Annotated in this window: 11 protein-coding genes; 7 read left to right on the top strand and 4 right to left on the bottom strand. The window is 52.7% G+C overall.

The features are described 5' to 3' along the window. Positions 1–462: 462 nt before the first annotated feature. Positions 463–1,458 carry a ketol-acid reductoisomerase gene (gene ilvC / locus DYY88_RS10780; RefSeq protein WP_039728029.1) on the top strand — a complete coding sequence of 332 codons (996 nt, stop codon included), beginning with the start codon at positions 463–465 and terminating at the stop codon, positions 1,456–1,458. Between the two features lie 169 nt (positions 1,459–1,627). On the opposite strand, the gene DYY88_RS10775 is transcribed toward ilvC, so the two are convergent. After that, positions 1,628–2,047: a Fur family transcriptional regulator gene (locus tag DYY88_RS10775; protein ID WP_039728030.1), complete on the bottom strand. Its 420-nt coding sequence runs from the start codon at positions 2,045–2,047 to the stop codon at positions 1,628–1,630. 297 nt (positions 2,048–2,344) lie between these two features. On the opposite strand from DYY88_RS10775, the gene DYY88_RS10770 reads away from it, so the two are divergent. From DYY88_RS10770 to arfB, 3 genes are all read left to right on the top strand, one after another. Continuing rightward, positions 2,345–2,917, top strand: coding sequence for a peroxiredoxin (locus tag DYY88_RS10770; RefSeq protein WP_039728031.1), 573 nt, complete (start codon positions 2,345–2,347; stop codon positions 2,915–2,917). Positions 2,918–3,131: 214 nt separating this feature from the next. Further along, positions 3,132–4,457, top strand: coding sequence for a type III glutamate--ammonia ligase (gene glnT, locus DYY88_RS10765; protein ID WP_236146374.1), 1,326 nt, complete (start codon positions 3,132–3,134; stop codon positions 4,455–4,457). Positions 4,458–4,556: 99 nt separating this feature from the next. Continuing rightward, positions 4,557–4,970: an alternative ribosome rescue aminoacyl-tRNA hydrolase ArfB gene (arfB, locus tag DYY88_RS10760; protein WP_039728033.1), complete on the top strand. Its 414-nt coding sequence runs from the start codon at positions 4,557–4,559 to the stop codon at positions 4,968–4,970. Between the two features lie 440 nt (positions 4,971–5,410). On the opposite strand, the gene DYY88_RS10755 is transcribed toward arfB, so the two are convergent. Further along, the gene (locus DYY88_RS10755) at positions 5,411–6,406 is read right to left on the bottom strand and encodes a glycosyltransferase family 2 protein (RefSeq protein WP_039728036.1); all 996 of its coding nucleotides are present in this window, start codon (positions 6,404–6,406) and stop codon (positions 5,411–5,413) included. A 324-nt stretch (positions 6,407–6,730) separates the two neighbouring features. Here DYY88_RS10755 and DYY88_RS10750 point away from each other — a divergent pair, with 324 nt between their 5' ends. From DYY88_RS10750 to htpG, 3 genes are all read left to right on the top strand, one after another. Beyond that, complete coding sequence (locus tag DYY88_RS10750) at positions 6,731–7,657, top strand: type I restriction enzyme HsdR N-terminal domain-containing protein (protein ID WP_084607119.1); 927 nt, start codon at positions 6,731–6,733, stop codon at positions 7,655–7,657. 262 nt (positions 7,658–7,919) lie between these two features. Continuing rightward, positions 7,920–11,195, top strand: coding sequence for a valine--tRNA ligase (locus DYY88_RS10745; RefSeq protein ID WP_039728038.1), 3,276 nt, complete (start codon positions 7,920–7,922; stop codon positions 11,193–11,195). 255 nt (positions 11,196–11,450) lie between these two features. Further along, positions 11,451–13,436 carry a molecular chaperone HtpG gene (gene htpG / locus DYY88_RS10740; protein ID WP_201279037.1) on the top strand — a complete coding sequence of 662 codons (1,986 nt, stop codon included), beginning with the start codon at positions 11,451–11,453 and terminating at the stop codon, positions 13,434–13,436. 119 nt (positions 13,437–13,555) lie between these two features. Here the strand turns inward: htpG and DYY88_RS10735 are convergent, their stop codons facing one another. Together DYY88_RS10735 and DYY88_RS10730 are read right to left on the bottom strand one after the other, a co-directional pair. After that, complete coding sequence (locus DYY88_RS10735; RefSeq protein ID WP_039728039.1) at positions 13,556–13,945, bottom strand: RidA family protein; 390 nt, start codon at positions 13,943–13,945, stop codon at positions 13,556–13,558. A 248-nt stretch (positions 13,946–14,193) separates the two neighbouring features. Next, the gene (locus DYY88_RS10730; RefSeq protein WP_039728040.1) at positions 14,194–16,383 is read right to left on the bottom strand and encodes a tetratricopeptide repeat protein; all 2,190 of its coding nucleotides are present in this window, start codon (positions 16,381–16,383) and stop codon (positions 14,194–14,196) included. Between the last annotated feature and the right edge of the window lie 141 nt (positions 16,384–16,524).

The raw sequence follows: 16,524 nt of genomic DNA, 5'->3' as shown, positions 1-16,524 counted from the left end.
GGAGAACCGCCCTGGAAAACCGTACAAATGTTTTAAGACTGCAAAACTATACAGTTTAGTTTAGTGGAATCTTTCCATGGGCGATTCTTTGTTTCTAATCTTGTAACTACCTTGTGAACTGGCTGTGATATCCCCATGAAAATTAGATGACGATTTCCTGAGAGGGATCTGTTGGGGCTTTGCAGCCTGGGTTTGAAACTTGTCGATAGGGAGATCAGGGCCAGGGTGACGGATGAAGGGCTAATCGCGATCACCATGAGTGCCCTGCAGTCAAACATGGCAGGTCACTGAGGGGAGGGAGAGTAGAAACCTGCTGCTGGGTGGACTGAGAGTGGGGGAGCGATCGCGTGTCACATCTATGAAACCCATTCAGCCCATCGCTGGAAAAAACAGACTTGATCCCTCAACCTAGGAGGACACGATATAACCACAGAATTGCAAGGTTTTGTAAGGAGATCTTCCATGGCTCGCATGTACTACGACAGCGACGCAAATCTTGATCTATTGAATGGCAAAACCGTCGCCATCATTGGCTACGGTTCTCAAGGTCACGCCCACGCCCTCAACCTTAAAGACAGCGGCGTTAACGTGATTGTCGGTCTTTATGAAGGGAGCCGCTCGACCGCTAAAGCCGAAGCCGAAGGACTGACTGTTAAACCCGTCGCCGACGCTGCTAAACTCGCCGACTGGATCATGATTTTGCTGCCCGACGAAGTGCAAAAGCGAGTTTATGCTGACGATATCGCTCCCAACCTGGAAGCGGGCAACGTTCTGTCTTTTGCCCACGGTTTCAATATCAACTTTGGCCAAATCGTCCCCCCCGCCGAGGTGGACGTGGTGATGGTGGCCCCTAAAGGTCCCGGACATCTCGTGCGCCGCACCTACACCGAAGGTCAGGGCGTACCCTGTTTGTTTGCGGTGCAGCAAGACGCCTCCGGCAAAGCTCGTGACCTGGCAATGGCCTACGCTAAAGGCATCGGCGGTACTCGGGGCGGCATTTTGGAAACCACCTTCCGCGAAGAAACCGAAACCGACCTCTTTGGGGAGCAAGTGGTGCTCTGCGGTGGTCTTAGCGAGCTCATCAAGTCCGGCTTTGAGACCCTAGTAAACGCGGGCTATCAGCCAGAATTGGCTTACTTCGAGTGTCTGCATGAAGTGAAGCTGATTGTTGATTTAGTGGTCGAAGGTGGCTTGGCGACCATGCGCGACAGCATTTCCAATACAGCGGAATATGGTGACTATACTCGGGGTCCGCGCATCATCACCGATGAAACTCGTGCCGAGATGAAGAAGATCCTGAAAGAGATTCAGACCGGTCAGTTTGCGCGTGAATTTGTGTTGGAAAATCAGTCCGGCAATGCCGGCTTCACGGCGATGCGTCGTCGCGAAGCAGAGCACCCCATCGAAGAAGTGGGCAAGGATCTCCGAGCGATGTTTAGCTGGCTCAAGAAGGTCTAAAGCTTTCCTCGAAACCTCTTGGAACTTGAGAGAGCACCGATATTCGGTGCTCTTTTTTATGCTTGTCAAAAAACTTTTGCACTGTCGTTGCAGTGATCCGCTAACTATCACCGAATAGCCCAATAGTCGGCGTCATCAACCTATTCGATGATGGTCAATTTGGGTGCGATTACGCTTGGCAAGTTTCGCAAGTGCCATGCACAGTGACCTCGTAGCCGCTCACTTGCCAGGCATCATTTAAGTGGTTGAGCTCGATGGGCTGCAGCGCTTGCCAGGGAATATCGGCGATCGCCCCACAGCATCCACACCGAAAATGGTGATGCGGTTCGACATTGGCGTCATATCGGCAGTTGCCTTCATCCAGCAACACCTCACGAATCAACCCCACCTCGCGTAATGCCTGCAAACAGTTATAAATCGTCGCCTGAGAAGATATCGGTGCATCTTGATTCAGGTCGGTCAAAATCTGCTCGGCGGTAGGATGATCGGTCCGGTTGAGCAGATTGGCATAGACGGCAAACCGCTGAGGGGTGACCCGCAACTGCTTGCTCCTCAGCGTTTGGACGATTTCCTCTATTTGTTTCGACATAACTCCCTTTCCGCAACGAAGCATCACTCAACGGGGGTAGGCCCAGCTCTTCAGAGTCGAGATAATGCTCTACTTCATTAATAGCATTATCTTTTCTAAATCAGTCTTAACTAAGACTCTCTTTATAGCTTAGTTCACTTAAACCATTGATAAAATCCTAACTAAGAACTATTCTAATATGAAGTGAGATGCACGCATCTCTGCGAGCGTTCACAAGCTGCTGGTGACACAAGCTTTGTTGGCCTGATGTAATCCAGCTGCTTGGCTTAGTTTGAGAAATTTGTTAGGAGGTCTTTAATGGCTGTTATCGAAAAGGTTCCCCACGTGGTATTTAAGACTCGCGTTCGCGACGAGTCCGTTGAGGGGCCAAATCCCTTCCGTTGGCAAGACACCACTACTGAAGATATTTTTGCGGGTAAGAAGGTTGTTGTGTTCTCGCTGCCGGGGGCCTTCACTCCGACTTGCTCTTCCAACCACCTGCCCCGCTACGAAGAGCTCGCCGATGAGTTCAAGGCGCTCGGTGTGGATGAAATCTACTGCCTCTCCGTCAACGATGCGTTCGTGATGTTCCAGTGGGGCAAGCAGCAAGGTGCTGAGAAAGTGAAGCTGCTGCCCGATGGTAACGGCGAGTTTTCTCGCAAGATGGGGATGCTGGTCGAGAAGAGCAATCTGGGCTTTGGGATGCGCTCTTGGCGCTATTCCATGGTGGTGAACGACATGACCATCGAGAAGATGTTCATCGAGCCTGACTTTGGCGATAACTGCCCCACCGACCCCTTTGAGGTCTCTGACGCTGACACGATGTTGGCTTACCTTAAGGGCCAAGAGGCGCCTGGTGTCTCTGAGCCTCGCAAAGCGTTCGTGGGCTAAGCACATCCGTATTGTCGCTAATACTGGCCTACTGAGTTGAGGCCTCAAGCCGACTGTCTGTAAAGGCAGTCGGCATTTTTATGGGTCACTGAATCAGGCTTTCACCAGAGAACCTCTCAATTTGTCGGCGATCTCCCCGCTTGCTGCCGTTCATTCCGTCAAGCTTGTTACCGTAACGGGGCTGCCTCACACTAGATGATGTAGCTGCTTCGAGATGTGTTCCTTAAATTTGACCGACGTTATGGCTCAGGTGCTGTCAGAGATTGCCCGCGATCGCGGCATCGACTATTTTCTTATTTCGTTTACAGATCTGTTTGGCGTGCAGCGCTCTAAGCTGGTGCCGGCCCAAAGTATCGATACGATGGCCGCGAATGGAGCAGGGTTTGCGGGCTTTGCGGCTTGGCTGGACATGACTCCAGCCGATCCTGATGTGTTGGCAATGCCAGATCCAGACAGCTTGTTTCAACTGCCCTGGCAACCTGATGTCGCGTGGATGCCTGCCGATCTCTACGGTGTGGATGGTGAACCGATCGCTCAAACGCCTCGCCTCGTGCTGAAACGGGTGTTAGCCCAAGCCGCTGAGCAGGGCTATCAAATCTGTACTGGGGTTGAGTGCGAGTATTTTTTGCTGAATGAAGACGGTACGGATATTTCTGACGGTCGCGATCGCCAGTCCAAACCTTGCTACGACCAGCAAGCACTGATGCGTCGCTACGACGTCATTCGCGAAATTTGCGATGGCATGTTGTCTCTGGGCTGGGGACCATATCAAAACGACCATGAGGACGCCAACGGTCAGTTTGAAATGAACTGGACCTTTGACCATGCCCTGGTGACCGCTGACCGCCAGGCCTTTTTCCAGTTCATGGTGAAAAGTATTGCTGAAAAGCACGGCTATCAAGCAACCTTTAAGCCGAAGCCATTTCCACACCTCACCGGCAATGGTTGTCATGTTCACTTATCTGTGTGGGATCGCGATCGCGCCAACAACCTCTTCCTTGACCCAGAAGGCGAATTGGGGCTCTCGGCGCTGGCGTATCAGTTCATTGGGGGAGTGTTGAACTCGGGTGAGGCGCTGTGTGCTTTTGCCAATCCAACGGTGAATTCTTATCGCCGCATCAACGCTCCGGTCACAGCGTCTGGCGCGACCTGGTCACCCAACACCCTGAGCTACAGCGGCAACAACCGCACTCATACGATTCGAATTCCTGATCCAGGCCGCTTTGAGCTGCGACTAGCCGACGGCTCGGCAAACCCTTATCTGTTACCCGCCTCTCTGATTGCCGCTGGGTTAGAAGGCATGGCTGAGAAGCGTGACCCAGGCCCACGTCGGGACAATAATACTTACACCCATCCCCTGTCGCCGGGTGAAGTCAAAACCTTGCCCAAAAGTTTGCCTGATGCATTGCTCCATTTAGAGCGAAACACGGTGCTGCCAGCCGCGATGGGGCACGAGTTTGTGGCTTCTTACCTCAAGTTAAAGCATCAAGCTTTGCACGAATACACAAGTCACATGACGACGGAAAACGCGATTGATTAATGGGACGAGCGATCGCCATTCTGCTTTCCGTAGTCGATGATGTCTGTGGCTAGTCATGATTCTGGTTAAGGTGTACGTAGCCACTGCTGACCAGAAACTATGCTGAAGATCACGAATCGTACCGCTATTCCCGATCATGAAATCGAGCTGAACGCAGTGCGATCGTCGGGTGCAGGTGGCCAGAACGTAAATAAAGTTGCCAGCGCGATCCACCTGCGGTTTGATATCTCGACTTCCTCGCTGCCGGATGTGCATAAAGAGCGCTTACTGAAGTTGCGCGATAACCGCATTACGAAAGACGGCGTTGTGGTCATTAAGGCGCAGGAGCACCGCACTCAAGAACAAAATAAGGAAGAAGCTCTGAAACGGCTAAAGCAGCTGATTCAAAGTGTTACCTACACGCTCAAGAAACGGAAACCGACGAAGCGATCGAAGAGTGCGGACAAAAAACGTATCGAGCGCAAGAAGAAACGCGGCCAAAAGAAAGCCCTACGCGGCAACGTGCGCTTGTGACCACTTCTCTATGCCTATTCAGAAGCGAACTGCCTAACCTGTTGAATTGAAGGGATGAGTTGTCAGCAGTTCTGTAGAATGGCCAATTATTTAACCGGATAGCAAAAAGGCGCCCCTCCGAAGAGAGACGCCTTTCATTAGGTTCTCAGACTAGCTAAGCTTCGAAGACTAACCGATGATTTCGGGAGCCTCAGCCGCTGCCAAGTCGAGGGGGAAGTTGTGAGCATTACGCTCGTGCATCACTTCCATACCCAGGTTGGCNNNGGTGCTGGTCACCCACTGACAGAACTGTTCCCACAAGCTAGCGCTTTGGCGCTGCTGTAAGGTAGTTGTCATGATGAATAATTCCGAAATTCAACAAGTGAATGTGTGTCTGTTTATTAACAGCCACAACTAAAATATACACAGAAGTTTACAGAAATGCAAGTCGGGCTTTTACGCTAACGCCTCAAAACCTCTCGGACTCGGTAGATTGGGCGACCTTGGGACTCGTGATACGTTCTCATTAATAGTTCTGCGAGCAGTCCAAAGCAGAACAGCTGAATCCCCCCGAGCAGTAGGACGATCGCGAGAATCAGCAACGGGCGATCACCAATCGACTGCCCCAACCCCACTTTCAGAAATGTTAAGTAGCCCCCTAGTAAAGTGCCTGCCAGCATCGACAGCAGACCCATTAGGCCAAACACATACATTGGTTTAGTGAGAAACCGCTTCATAAAGTAAACGGTCAGCAAGTCCATCACCACACGAAAGGTGCGTCCCAGGCCATACTTGCTAGATCCAAACTGCCGAGCGTAGTGATTGACGGGCACTTCCGTAATCCGGGCTCCCTCGATAAAGGCTAAGGCCGGCAAAAAGCGGTGCAACTCGCCATACAGATTCATGTCGCGCACCAGTTCGGTGCGATACGCCTTGAGCGAGCAGCCGTAATCATGAATGGAAACGCCAGTGACTCGACCGATCAGCCAATTGGCAATTTTTGAAGGTAATAGCCGGGTGAGTTGGTGGTCTTGTCGCCGTTTGCGCCAGCCGCTGACAAGGTCGTAGCCTTCGTTCAGCTTATCCATCAGCATGGGGATGTCGGCGGGATCGTTCTGTAAGTCGCCATCCAACGTGATCACGACTTGCCCCCTGGCATAGTCAAAGCCTGCCGCCATGGCTGCCGTTTGTCCGTAGTTGCGCCGGAGTAACAGCACCGATAAATAAGGATAGATTTCAGCGTGCTGTTTGAGCACGTCTACTGAGCCGTCGGTGGAGCCATCGTCTACGCAGATGACTTCGTAGGTATAGTCCAGCGGTTCCATGACTTCAGAGATGACTTTTAGGAGCCGGGGGATACTCTCGTATTCGTTATAGATCGGTATTACGAGGGATAAATCCAGCGGTTCTTGAACGCTGGAAGCTCCTAATGGCTTCGGATTCACTACTGTCGCCATAAGACAACCTTCATCTGCCACGCTATCGGGAAACTTCCAGTTTAGAGGAATGGTGGAGTGTATTGATAAATGCCTGACAACTCATTAACACAGTGAATTCTGTACGGATATCGATATCGGCGAGCAAGAACCATTGCCAGTCGTTCTTTATGCTCCGAAGCCGTGATTCCGTGAGTTCCGAAGCCGTGATTCCGTGAGTATAGGTGGGCAAGATGGTGGTTGAGGCTGTCCGTAATTGGGCTTTGCCAAGACTTAGATTACATGCGAATCCAGGGATAGCCGATATCCACAACAAGCAACGCCTCACTGTCCGGAGCAATAAACATGGCTGAACAATATATTGGCACCACCGCATGTGATGAATGTGGAGCAAGATTTAAAGTATCTGTGAAACACAAGGATCGTCTCGGCAAACCTGTCCGATGCTCGAAATGTAAGTCTATTTTCACTCCCGAGTTGATTGAGCCAACGCCGTTAGAAACTGCCTTGATGGAGAATGCAGAGCAAGAGGCAGCTTCCGAGGTAGAAGAAAAGAAAAAGCGTAGACGCACGAAATTTGAGATTCGTCAGGATACGATTGAACATATCCAGAAAGAATTCAAAAAACTTCATCCTAGACTGGCTGAAATTGCTGGAAGAAGAAGTTCTGAAGAAGAAATTCGTGTGTGGTGTCGCGATGCTTTAGTCCATGCCCTTGGCTATGATTCAAAGGAAAATATTAGGCTTGAGCATAGGACTTTGGGAAAATCAGCAGACATTGTTTTACATGAGAATGACAAAGTCTTTTTGGTGATTGAATGTAAAAATACCAAGTCTAACTTAGGGCCAAATGTCATAGATCAAGCTGCCGGATACGCTATTGGTTTGGGTACTGAATGGGCAGTGACGACGAACGGACTGATTTGGAAGCTTTATCGGGTGATTACGCAAAAAGGCAGTGGACCCAGATTTATTGAAGTCTTTGATGTTGCATTACTCGACGAAGATGGCGTCAGTGAAGAAGATGCTGAAAACTTATATTTGCTATCGCCAAGAGCCGTTTTTGGTGGTGATTTAGAGAAAAGAAGTCATGAGCGAGCCTGCACGAATAAGAAACGAGTTCTCAAGGCCCTGGAATCAGAGCGAGTTCTCAAAGCATTAAGAATAGAACTTCAAAACACGTACAAGGCCGAGCATGATTATGCAGTAAAGCTGGATGATGAATCGGTGGGCTATTATCTCGAAGATGCTCTGGGTTTAAGTGAGCTATGATGCGCTTCTTTTTGAAAGAAGGCTCACGATTAAAGGCCCCATGAATTACGCTTCTTTTGTACAGATTATCTCAAAGGGTTCTTGCGAACTTGCTTAAGACTAGATGTACTATGGCTGGCTTGTTGCAGGAGGCCGAAATTTCTCGCAAGGGTAGGCTAAAACCCAAATTTCCTCACAAATTCCCCCAGAGCGATTAGCATCTGCATAACCCTCATGGCAAAATCATGAGGTAAAACACTGCCCAGAACGAGAACTCGACGCCATGACGGCTACTATTCCCACCCTCTCCAGCCAATACGATCCCTCCATTACTGAAGAAAAGTGGCAGCAAGTCTGGGAAGCCCGGCACGTCTTCAAGGCTGACCCCGATCATCCGGGGGAGCCCTTTTGTGTCGTCATTCCGCCGCCCAATGTGACGGGTAGCCTGCACATGGGCCATGCGTTTGAAAACGCGCTGATCGACACTTTAGTGCGTTACCAACGAATGTTGGGCAAGAATACCCTCTGGCTGCCTGGTACCGATCACGCCAGCATTGCCGTCCAAACCATTCTTGAGAAGCAGATCAAGGCCAACGGTAAAACCTTGGAAGATGTGGGCCGCGACCAATTTTTGGAACGGGCTTGGCAGTGGAAAGAAGAGTCGGGCGGTACCATTGTCGGGCAATTGCGGAAGTTGGGCGTGTCAGTGGACTGGAGCCGCGAGCGCTTCACCATGGACGATGGCTTGTCAGACGCGGTGCTGACGGCCTTTACCAAGCTCTACGAAGAAGGGCTGATTTATCGCGGCAATTATATGGTGAACTGGTGTCCGTCGAGCCAGTCCGCCGTCTCTGATCTGGAAGTGGAACCGACCGAGGTAAATGGTCATCTCTGGCATTTTCGCTATCCGCTGACGGATGGGTCTGGTTATTTGGAAGTGGCGACTACGCGCCCGGAAACCATGCTGGGTGATACGGCGGTGGCGGTGAATCCGGAAGACGATCGCTACACCGATCTCGTGGGCAAAACCTTGACTCTGCCGATTGTGGGGCGCGAGATTCCGATCATCGCGGATGCTTATGTAGACAAGGAATTTGGTACGGGCTGTGTCAAGGTGACGCCGGCCCACGACCCGAACGACTTCGCCATGGGGCAGCGCCATGACTTGCCCATGATCACCGTCATGAACAAGGACGGCACGATGAACTCGGAAGCGGGGCCGTTTGAAGGGCTGGATCGCTTTGAAGCTCGCAAAGGCGTTGTCAAACAATTGGAGGAAGAGGGCTTCCTCGTCAAAATTGAGGATTATCAGCATACGGTGCCCTATAGCGATCGCGGCAAGGTGCCTGTGGAGCCGTTGCTGTCGACCCAGTGGTTCGTCAAAATCAAGCCTTTGGCGGATAAAGCGTTGGATGCGCTGGACAACCACAATTCTCCGCACTTTGTCCCCGAGCGATGGACGAAGGTGTATCGCGATTGGCTCGTCAGCCTGCGGGATTGGTGTATCTCGCGGCAACTGTGGTGGGGACATCAGATTCCTGCCTGGTATGCCGTGAGCGAAACCGATGGCGAAATTCGCGACAATACGCCGTTTGTGGTGGCGGCGAATGAGGCGGAAGCACAGGAAAAGGCGATCGCTGAATTCGGAGCCGACGTGGTGCTCGAACAGGATCCTGATGTGCTCGACACCTGGTTCTCCTCCGGCTTGTGGCCCTTTTCTACCATGGGCTGGCCTGATGAAACGGCCAAGGATTTCCAGACTTACTACCCGACGAGCACCTTGGTGACGGGTTTCGACATCATCTTTTTCTGGGTGGCCCGGATGACGATGATGGCGGGGTATTTCACCGACACCATGCCCTTCGAGACGGTGTACATTCACGGACTGGTGCGGGATGAAAACAACCAGAAAATGTCCAAATCCAAGGGCAACGGCATCGACCCGCTGGTGCTGATCAATAAGTACGGCACCGATGCGCTGCGCTACACCCTGATTCGTGAGGTGGCTGGGGCCGGACAAGACATTCGCCTGGAATATGACCGTAAAACTGACGAGTCGGTTTCGGTGGAAGCGTCCCGTAACTTCACCAACAAACTGTGGAATGCTGCCCGCTTCGTGATGATGAATCTGGGCGGACAGACCCCGGAGCAGTTGGGAGAACCTGATGCCCAAAATCTGGAACTGGCTGATTTGTGGATTCTGTCGCGCTACAACGGTGTGCTGCAGCGGGTCCACGATTATATGGATAAGTACGGTTTTGGGGAAGCCGCGAAGGAACTCTACGATTTCATCTGGGGCGACTTTTGCGACTGGTACATTGAGCTAGTGAAGCCGCGCTTGCAAGGCGAGGATGGCGTTTCTAAAAAGACGGCGCAGCAGACGCTCGCGTTTGTGCTGGATGGGATTTTGCGATCGCTCCATCCCTTTATGCCGCACATTACCGAGGAAATTTGGCACACCCTCAACCAAGTTGGCGACGATCAGTTTCTCTCGGTGCAGGCTTTCCCGACGGTCTATCCCAGCGCTATCAATCCCCAGTTAGAGGAAGACTTTGACCTGCTGATCGGCACCTTACGCACGATTCGTAATTTGCGAGCAGAGGCTGGCATCAAGCCCAGTGCCCGCATTGAGACGATCTTGCAATCGGCGAATCCCAAAGAGCGACAAATTTTGCAAGCCGGGCGGAATTATATTGAAGCGATCGGTCGAGTTGAAACGCTCACCATTCGCAGCGATACCGAGGCGGCGGCCACAATAGCTTCCCAGCCTGCCTCGAAATCTGCGGCGGCTCAACCCCGACCGGCGATCTCGGGGGAATCGGCAGCGGGCAGTTTAGAGGGCATTAAAGCCGAAGTTGTGGACTTTTGGGTCACTATGCGGCCGCTGCTAGAGGAGCCGTTGACCTACTTACAAAGGTTCTTCAGCGACTTCCGCCGCCCCGCAACCACTTTGGCCTTGCTCTTTGCCTTGTTTCTGGCTCTGCAAATTCTCTCTGCTGTCCTCCGCACGCTAGACAGCATTTTGCTGGTCGGAGGACTCCTGAAGCTGATCGGCGTGGGCTACACCGCTTGGTTCGTCAACCAAAATCTGCTGTACGCCCCCAAGCGCCAGCAAACTTGGTCACGGCTGAACCAATGGCGGCAAGAGATTGTCGGTGAAGCGAAAGATTGGATCGATCGCCAGACTGCTACCCCGACCACCACCGCCAAACCCGTCGCGCAAGAAGTTGCCGATCTCGCCGAGCAACAGGCCGAACCGACACCCGAATCTATTGCCGAACCCGCGACGGCCCCTGACACCAAACTGTTTGCAGGTGTGGTCGGCACCGTTCAGGTGCTTATTCCTTTAACCGGTTTGGTGGATGTGGATGCCCTGCGAGCCAAGATTGAGAAAGATCTGGGCAAAGTTGAGGGAGAGATCAAGTCTCTGAATGGTCGCTTGGGCAATCCGGGCTTCGTGAACAAGGCGCCTGAGGACGTGGTGCAGGGGGCTCGGGATGCCCTCGCGGAGGCAGAAACCCAGGCCGACATTCTGCGATCGCGCCTCGAACGCCTGTAATCATTTCCGGTGGTTGTCCCATTCCGTAGGGGCGAGGCATTCTCGGTGTGACTTTTCGGAAATTACCAGAAACGGTATCGCGAGAATGCCTCGCCCCTACCCGTGTTCACCCCTGTCACCCTCATACCCATCCACCCCCGCCCGCATTCGGGAACCCGTACCCCATCAGGAGCAGTTTTGCCCTTGATGAAAGGGGCGATCGCCGCCGAAAATCGAGCCCAATAAGCAGTGTAGAAATAGCGTGGGTCACCTACTATGGCGACGATTCTGGAAAAAGGCAACATCAGTATCCATACTGAAAATATTTTCCCCATCATCAAGAAGTGGCTGTATTCAGACCATGAAATCTTCTTACGGGAACTGATTTCTAACGGGGTTGATGCGATTCAAAAGCTGTCTCTGTTATCGCGATCGGGCCAATATGCAGGTGAGGCCAGCGAACCCGAGATTTCCATCAAGGTTGATAAAGAAGCTAAGACCCTGAGCATTTCGGATACGGGGCTCGGCATGACTGCTGAAGAGGTCAAAAAATACATCAACCAGGTGGCCTTCTCCAGTGCCGAGGAATTTGTCACTAAGTTCAAAGAAAGCGGTGACGCCAACATCATCGGCCACTTTGGCTTAGGCTTCTATTCGTCGTTTATGGTGTCGAGCGAGGTGGAGATCGACACCCTCTCCTATCAGGAAGGAGCCGAAGCCGTGCATTGGCGCTGCGATGGCACGACGGAGTTTGAGTTATCCCCCTCGGAGCGATCGACCGTGGGGACGACTGTGACCCTGCACCTGCTGGAAGACGAGCAGGAATACCTGGAACCGTCGCGCATTCGCCAGTTAGTCAAGACCTACTGTGACTTTTTGCCCGTCCCTATCAAGTTGGACGACGAGGTCATCAACAAGCATGAAGCGCCTTGGAAACAGTCTTTGAATAGCCTCAGCGATGAGGAATATCTGGAGTTTTATCGCTACCTCTATCCTTTCCAGGAAGATCCGCTGCTGTGGGTGCACCTCAAGACGGACTATCCCTTTGATGTAAATGGGATTCTCTACTTCCCCAAGCTGAAGCCTGACATTGACGTCACCAAGAGCAACATCAAACTGTTCTGCAATCAGGTATTTGTCAGTGACAACTGCGAAGAGGTGATTCCCCGGTTCTTGATGCCGTTGCGCGGCGTCATCGATAGCCCGGACATTCCCCTCAACGTGTCGCGGAGCTTTTTGCAGAACGATCGCACTGTCCGCAAAATCTCTGAATACATCGCCCGCAAAGTTGGCGACAGCTTAAAGGGACTCTACCGCACTGACCTGGCGAAGTACATCTCGTCCTGGCAAGACCTGGGCACCTTCATCAAGTTCGGCGCGATGAACGATGACAAGTTCAAGCAACAGGTCGAGGACTTCATCATCTTCCGCACGACGGCCAAGCTGGGTGACGAGCAAGGTGAAGAGGCGGCCAAGGTCGAAGTGCAAACCGACGCAGGGGATGCCTGGTCAGAAGTGGATGACCAGAAAGTGCCGACCGACGCGAACGGCTACTACTACACCAACCTCAAGGATTACCTGGAGCGCAATAAAGAGCGGCACGAAAATCGCGTGTTCTACGCCACGGATGAAGCGTCTCAGGCGACTTACATCGCGCTGCACCAGTCCCAAGGGTTGGAGGTGTTGTTCCTCGATACGTTTATCGACCAGCATTTCGTCACCTTCTTGGAGCAGCAATACAGCGATGTGAAGTTCTCGCGGGTGGATGCGGAGCTAGATGACGCGCTACTCGATAAAGATAAAGAGAGCGAAATTGTTGACCCGAATACCAACCAGACTCGTGACGAGGAAATCAAGAGTCTGTTTGAAACGGCGCTCAATTTGCCCAAGTTGGATGTGCGTACTGAAGCCTTAAAGACCGAAAGTCCTGATACGCCGCCAGCGATGGTGCTGTTGCCGGAGCAGACGCGACGGATGCAAGAGATGATGGCGATGATGCAGCAAACCAATGCAGAGTTTCCAGAAGAGCATGTGCTGCTGGTGAATACAGCGCATCCCCTAATCAAAAATCTGTCGAAGCTGAAGCAAAGCACCATTGTGCAAGCGGATGGCAGCAGTTCTCCCGCTGGCGATATGGCGAATCTGATTTGTCAGCATGTCTATGACTTGGCGCTGATGGCCCAAAAAGGCTTTGACGCCAATGGCATGAAATCGTTTGTGGAGCGATCGAGCAAGCTGCTGACTCAGTTAACCGAAAACTAAATGAGTGTGAGTTGATTGGCGATCGCCAATACACTACCCACGTTTTGAATGCTGCCTCCAATTGGAAGCAGCATTTTTTATGGGCCTGACCTGATGGTCACTACTCACAGGCGAGGTTGTTAGCTACCGCAATAGACAATCAGATCAATTTCAATGTCGCCATATCCGGCGAGAGCGGTGACGCCTACCGTCGTGCGGCTTGGCAATTTCTGTTGATCAAAATAGCTGGCGTAAATCTCATTTACTGTGTCGTAATACCGAAAGTCGGTGACGAAAACGCGAGCCATGACTACTCGGTCAAATCCTGTTTGGGCATGGTCTAAGACGCGCTTCAGATTTTCCATCACCTGGTGGGTTTGATCGGCGATCGCCAGTTTCTGAACTGCACCAGATTTGGGGTCTTCGGGCAGTTGACCCGTCACAAATAAAAAATCCCCCGCTCGGACAGCGTGAGAATAAGGTGCCACGGGCGGCAAGACGTTATCAGGCAAAGTAATGTGTTTTAACACGCGGAGCCTCAGGTAGATGTGTTTTATGTACTACATGTCACAGTGGAAAATATCGGATAAAGGAGCGCAAGGCAAGAATTTAAAGTGCGTTCTTGTCTCCTACTGGGAACCATCTACTGTGAGTTGCGCTGCCTCGGAACGGCTAAGGGCGATGTCCGGCAACGCTTAACTACTGGAGCTACTATTTCCTGGGCCAAACTGCCTTGGACCATGGCTGTCTGCTACGGCGGTCTGCTACGGCTGCCGGGTTACAGTTTGCGCCAAATCTCGGGTAGCCAGTCGGCGGGAATTTGGCTCAGCGATCGCTGCTGTTGCTCAATGCCCAGAAACCTGGCCTGGAGCTGTAAATTGCGCACTAAGGCTTGCAAGGCGGTCCCGGCAGAGGCGGCGGCGATCGCTTGCCAACCCATCAGGGCCGTGACGTAATGCTGAGTGGCTTGGGTTAACAATGGGGCCTGGACAGTTGTGTCGGGCGCTAGGGTAATGGCCAATTGGTCATACACCACCCCGACGCTGTGGTGGGCGGCCCACAGATCAAAACTGAGCGCAGTTTGGGCCGTCGGTTCAGCGGCGGCGATCGCGGCCTCGTAGGCGAAAATGGCCTGTCGCCAAGCCTGTTGCTGGGCCGTGGATGATGCTTCGCAGTGACTGCCTAAATCCCAGTAGGCGGTACCGAGATTGTTTTGAGTGGCGGCAAACCCTGCGGGGTCGGCTTCCCTGGTGCGATATGCCAGGGCGGTACGGTAGGCTCCGATCGCCTGCTCCAGCAAGAACACGGGCCGTTCATGACGGGCCAAACTCCACAGTGCGATGCCTAAATTATTTTGCAGCTGCGCATAGAGTTGCGGTTCAGGCTGCGGTTGCGAGTGCTGTAGCGCTTCTTGATAAGCCGCGATCGCCCGATGTAAATGGGTTGCCTCTTGGGTTTGCTGCGCCAGACTCCAATAGGCGGTGCCCAAATGGGTCTGTAACGTCACATATTCCTCGGGCATCGACTCGACGGGAGAATATTGCAACGCCCGATGAAAGGCGCGCACCGCTTTGCCTAAATACTGCGCGGGCTGTTGATGAACGGCCAGCAAACTGTAAACGCTGCCTAAATTGCTGTGCAAGCGGTTCAACACACCGGGGGCAGTGTGCGGACTAATGGGTGTCAACGCCATTTCATAGAGTTCGCAGCTATGGGTCAGCCGCTGAAAATAGGTTTCTCCGGTGGTCGCTTGCTGGGCCCATAACCAGTAAAGACTGCCCAAATCATTCAAGGCTTCGGTACGTTGGGGCGTGTTGGAGTGCTCGGGTTGTAGGGACTCGTAAGCCTGGATAGCTGTCTCTAAGGTCGCCTCGCTATGGTCGCCTGCCTGGACGCGATCGCGCAGCTCTAAGGCGATCGCCCATTCAGAGGATGGCGACTTTGCCGGTGGCGCTTCAACTAAGGTTGACGGCACCGCCCAGGGCACTGCCGCCTCTTCTGCCCAAACTTGAGCCCAGGTCTGCTGAGCTGAGTGGGACGCGACATCCGCCTCGTCTTCTGTGGGGGCTGCTGCGAGTGAAGATTCGGGGGAGCTATCCACATCTGGATCGATGATGGGAACTACATCCTCTTCTTGGGGGCGTAGGTGAGGGCTAGGGGATGCTTCAAAGTCACTCAAATCATCTTGGAGCTGGTGCCACAGAGAGGCCGAAATGGTCGGCAAAGGGGCGGCTGTCGCTTCTGATGCTTTGGCCTCTGAGGGCGGCTCATCTGCGAGATCGGAGGTAACCTCTGGCGAATCTGCACCAGGTGTATGGCTGGCTTCAGCCGGAGGGCTGTCAGCAGTGGATGATTCCCAAAACTGCCAATCGCGCACAGCAGAAAACGCGACCTGAAAGTTCGGCTGCTGGGCGATCGTCGAAATTGGTGTAGGCTCACCCAGAAACTCAAACACGGTGTGCCCCAAATGCGGCACCTCTCGCCGAATTTGCTTGAGCCAGGGACGGGGGAGCCACAACAGTAGGCTGATGTTCAACTGTGGCCAGATGGGCCTGAGCTGGTGCAGCGATCGCAGAAATTGATATTGCGTGTCCGACCCACAGTGCGTCAATTGTTCGATGCCCAGTACCTGGAGCACGGGTGGGCGATCGGTCAGCGCTGGCGGTAGCCAGCCGTGGAGCTGCTGCACCAAGTTGGGTTGCTCAATATCAAACAATCGCTGGGTCGCGGCTGTCGGATGTCGATGCTGCAAGCTTTCTTCTAACGTGGCGGCCAACTGGCGCTGCAACGGCAAATTGTCACACGTTGCCAACCAAATCTGGTGCGGAGGAATCGCCTGTACGGCTGCCTGCAACCGTTGATAGGTTTCCTGGTTATGCCCAGGCAAAACTTGAGAATTCAGAGGAAGCACAGAAACCGCAGTGACCACAACGTAATTGCCATAGAACTCTAGTTTAAATCTCCCCATCACTCACGAGTGATTCAGGACAGAACCTTGGCGATTTAGACCTACAACACTCGCCGCTTGAGGATACCGTTCGTCGGCCTCGGATTTAGCGGAAGCCAACTAAACTGATATGCTGAGAGTCCCAATGCTTGCTTATTTGAG

The organism is Leptolyngbya iicbica LK (assembly GCF_004212215.1).
Taxonomy (GTDB): domain Bacteria; phylum Cyanobacteriota; class Cyanobacteriia; order Phormidesmidales; family Phormidesmidaceae; genus Halomicronema; species Halomicronema iicbica.
Note: the sequence above shows the minus strand (reverse complement) of the source record. Positions and strands in the feature narration are given on the sequence as shown.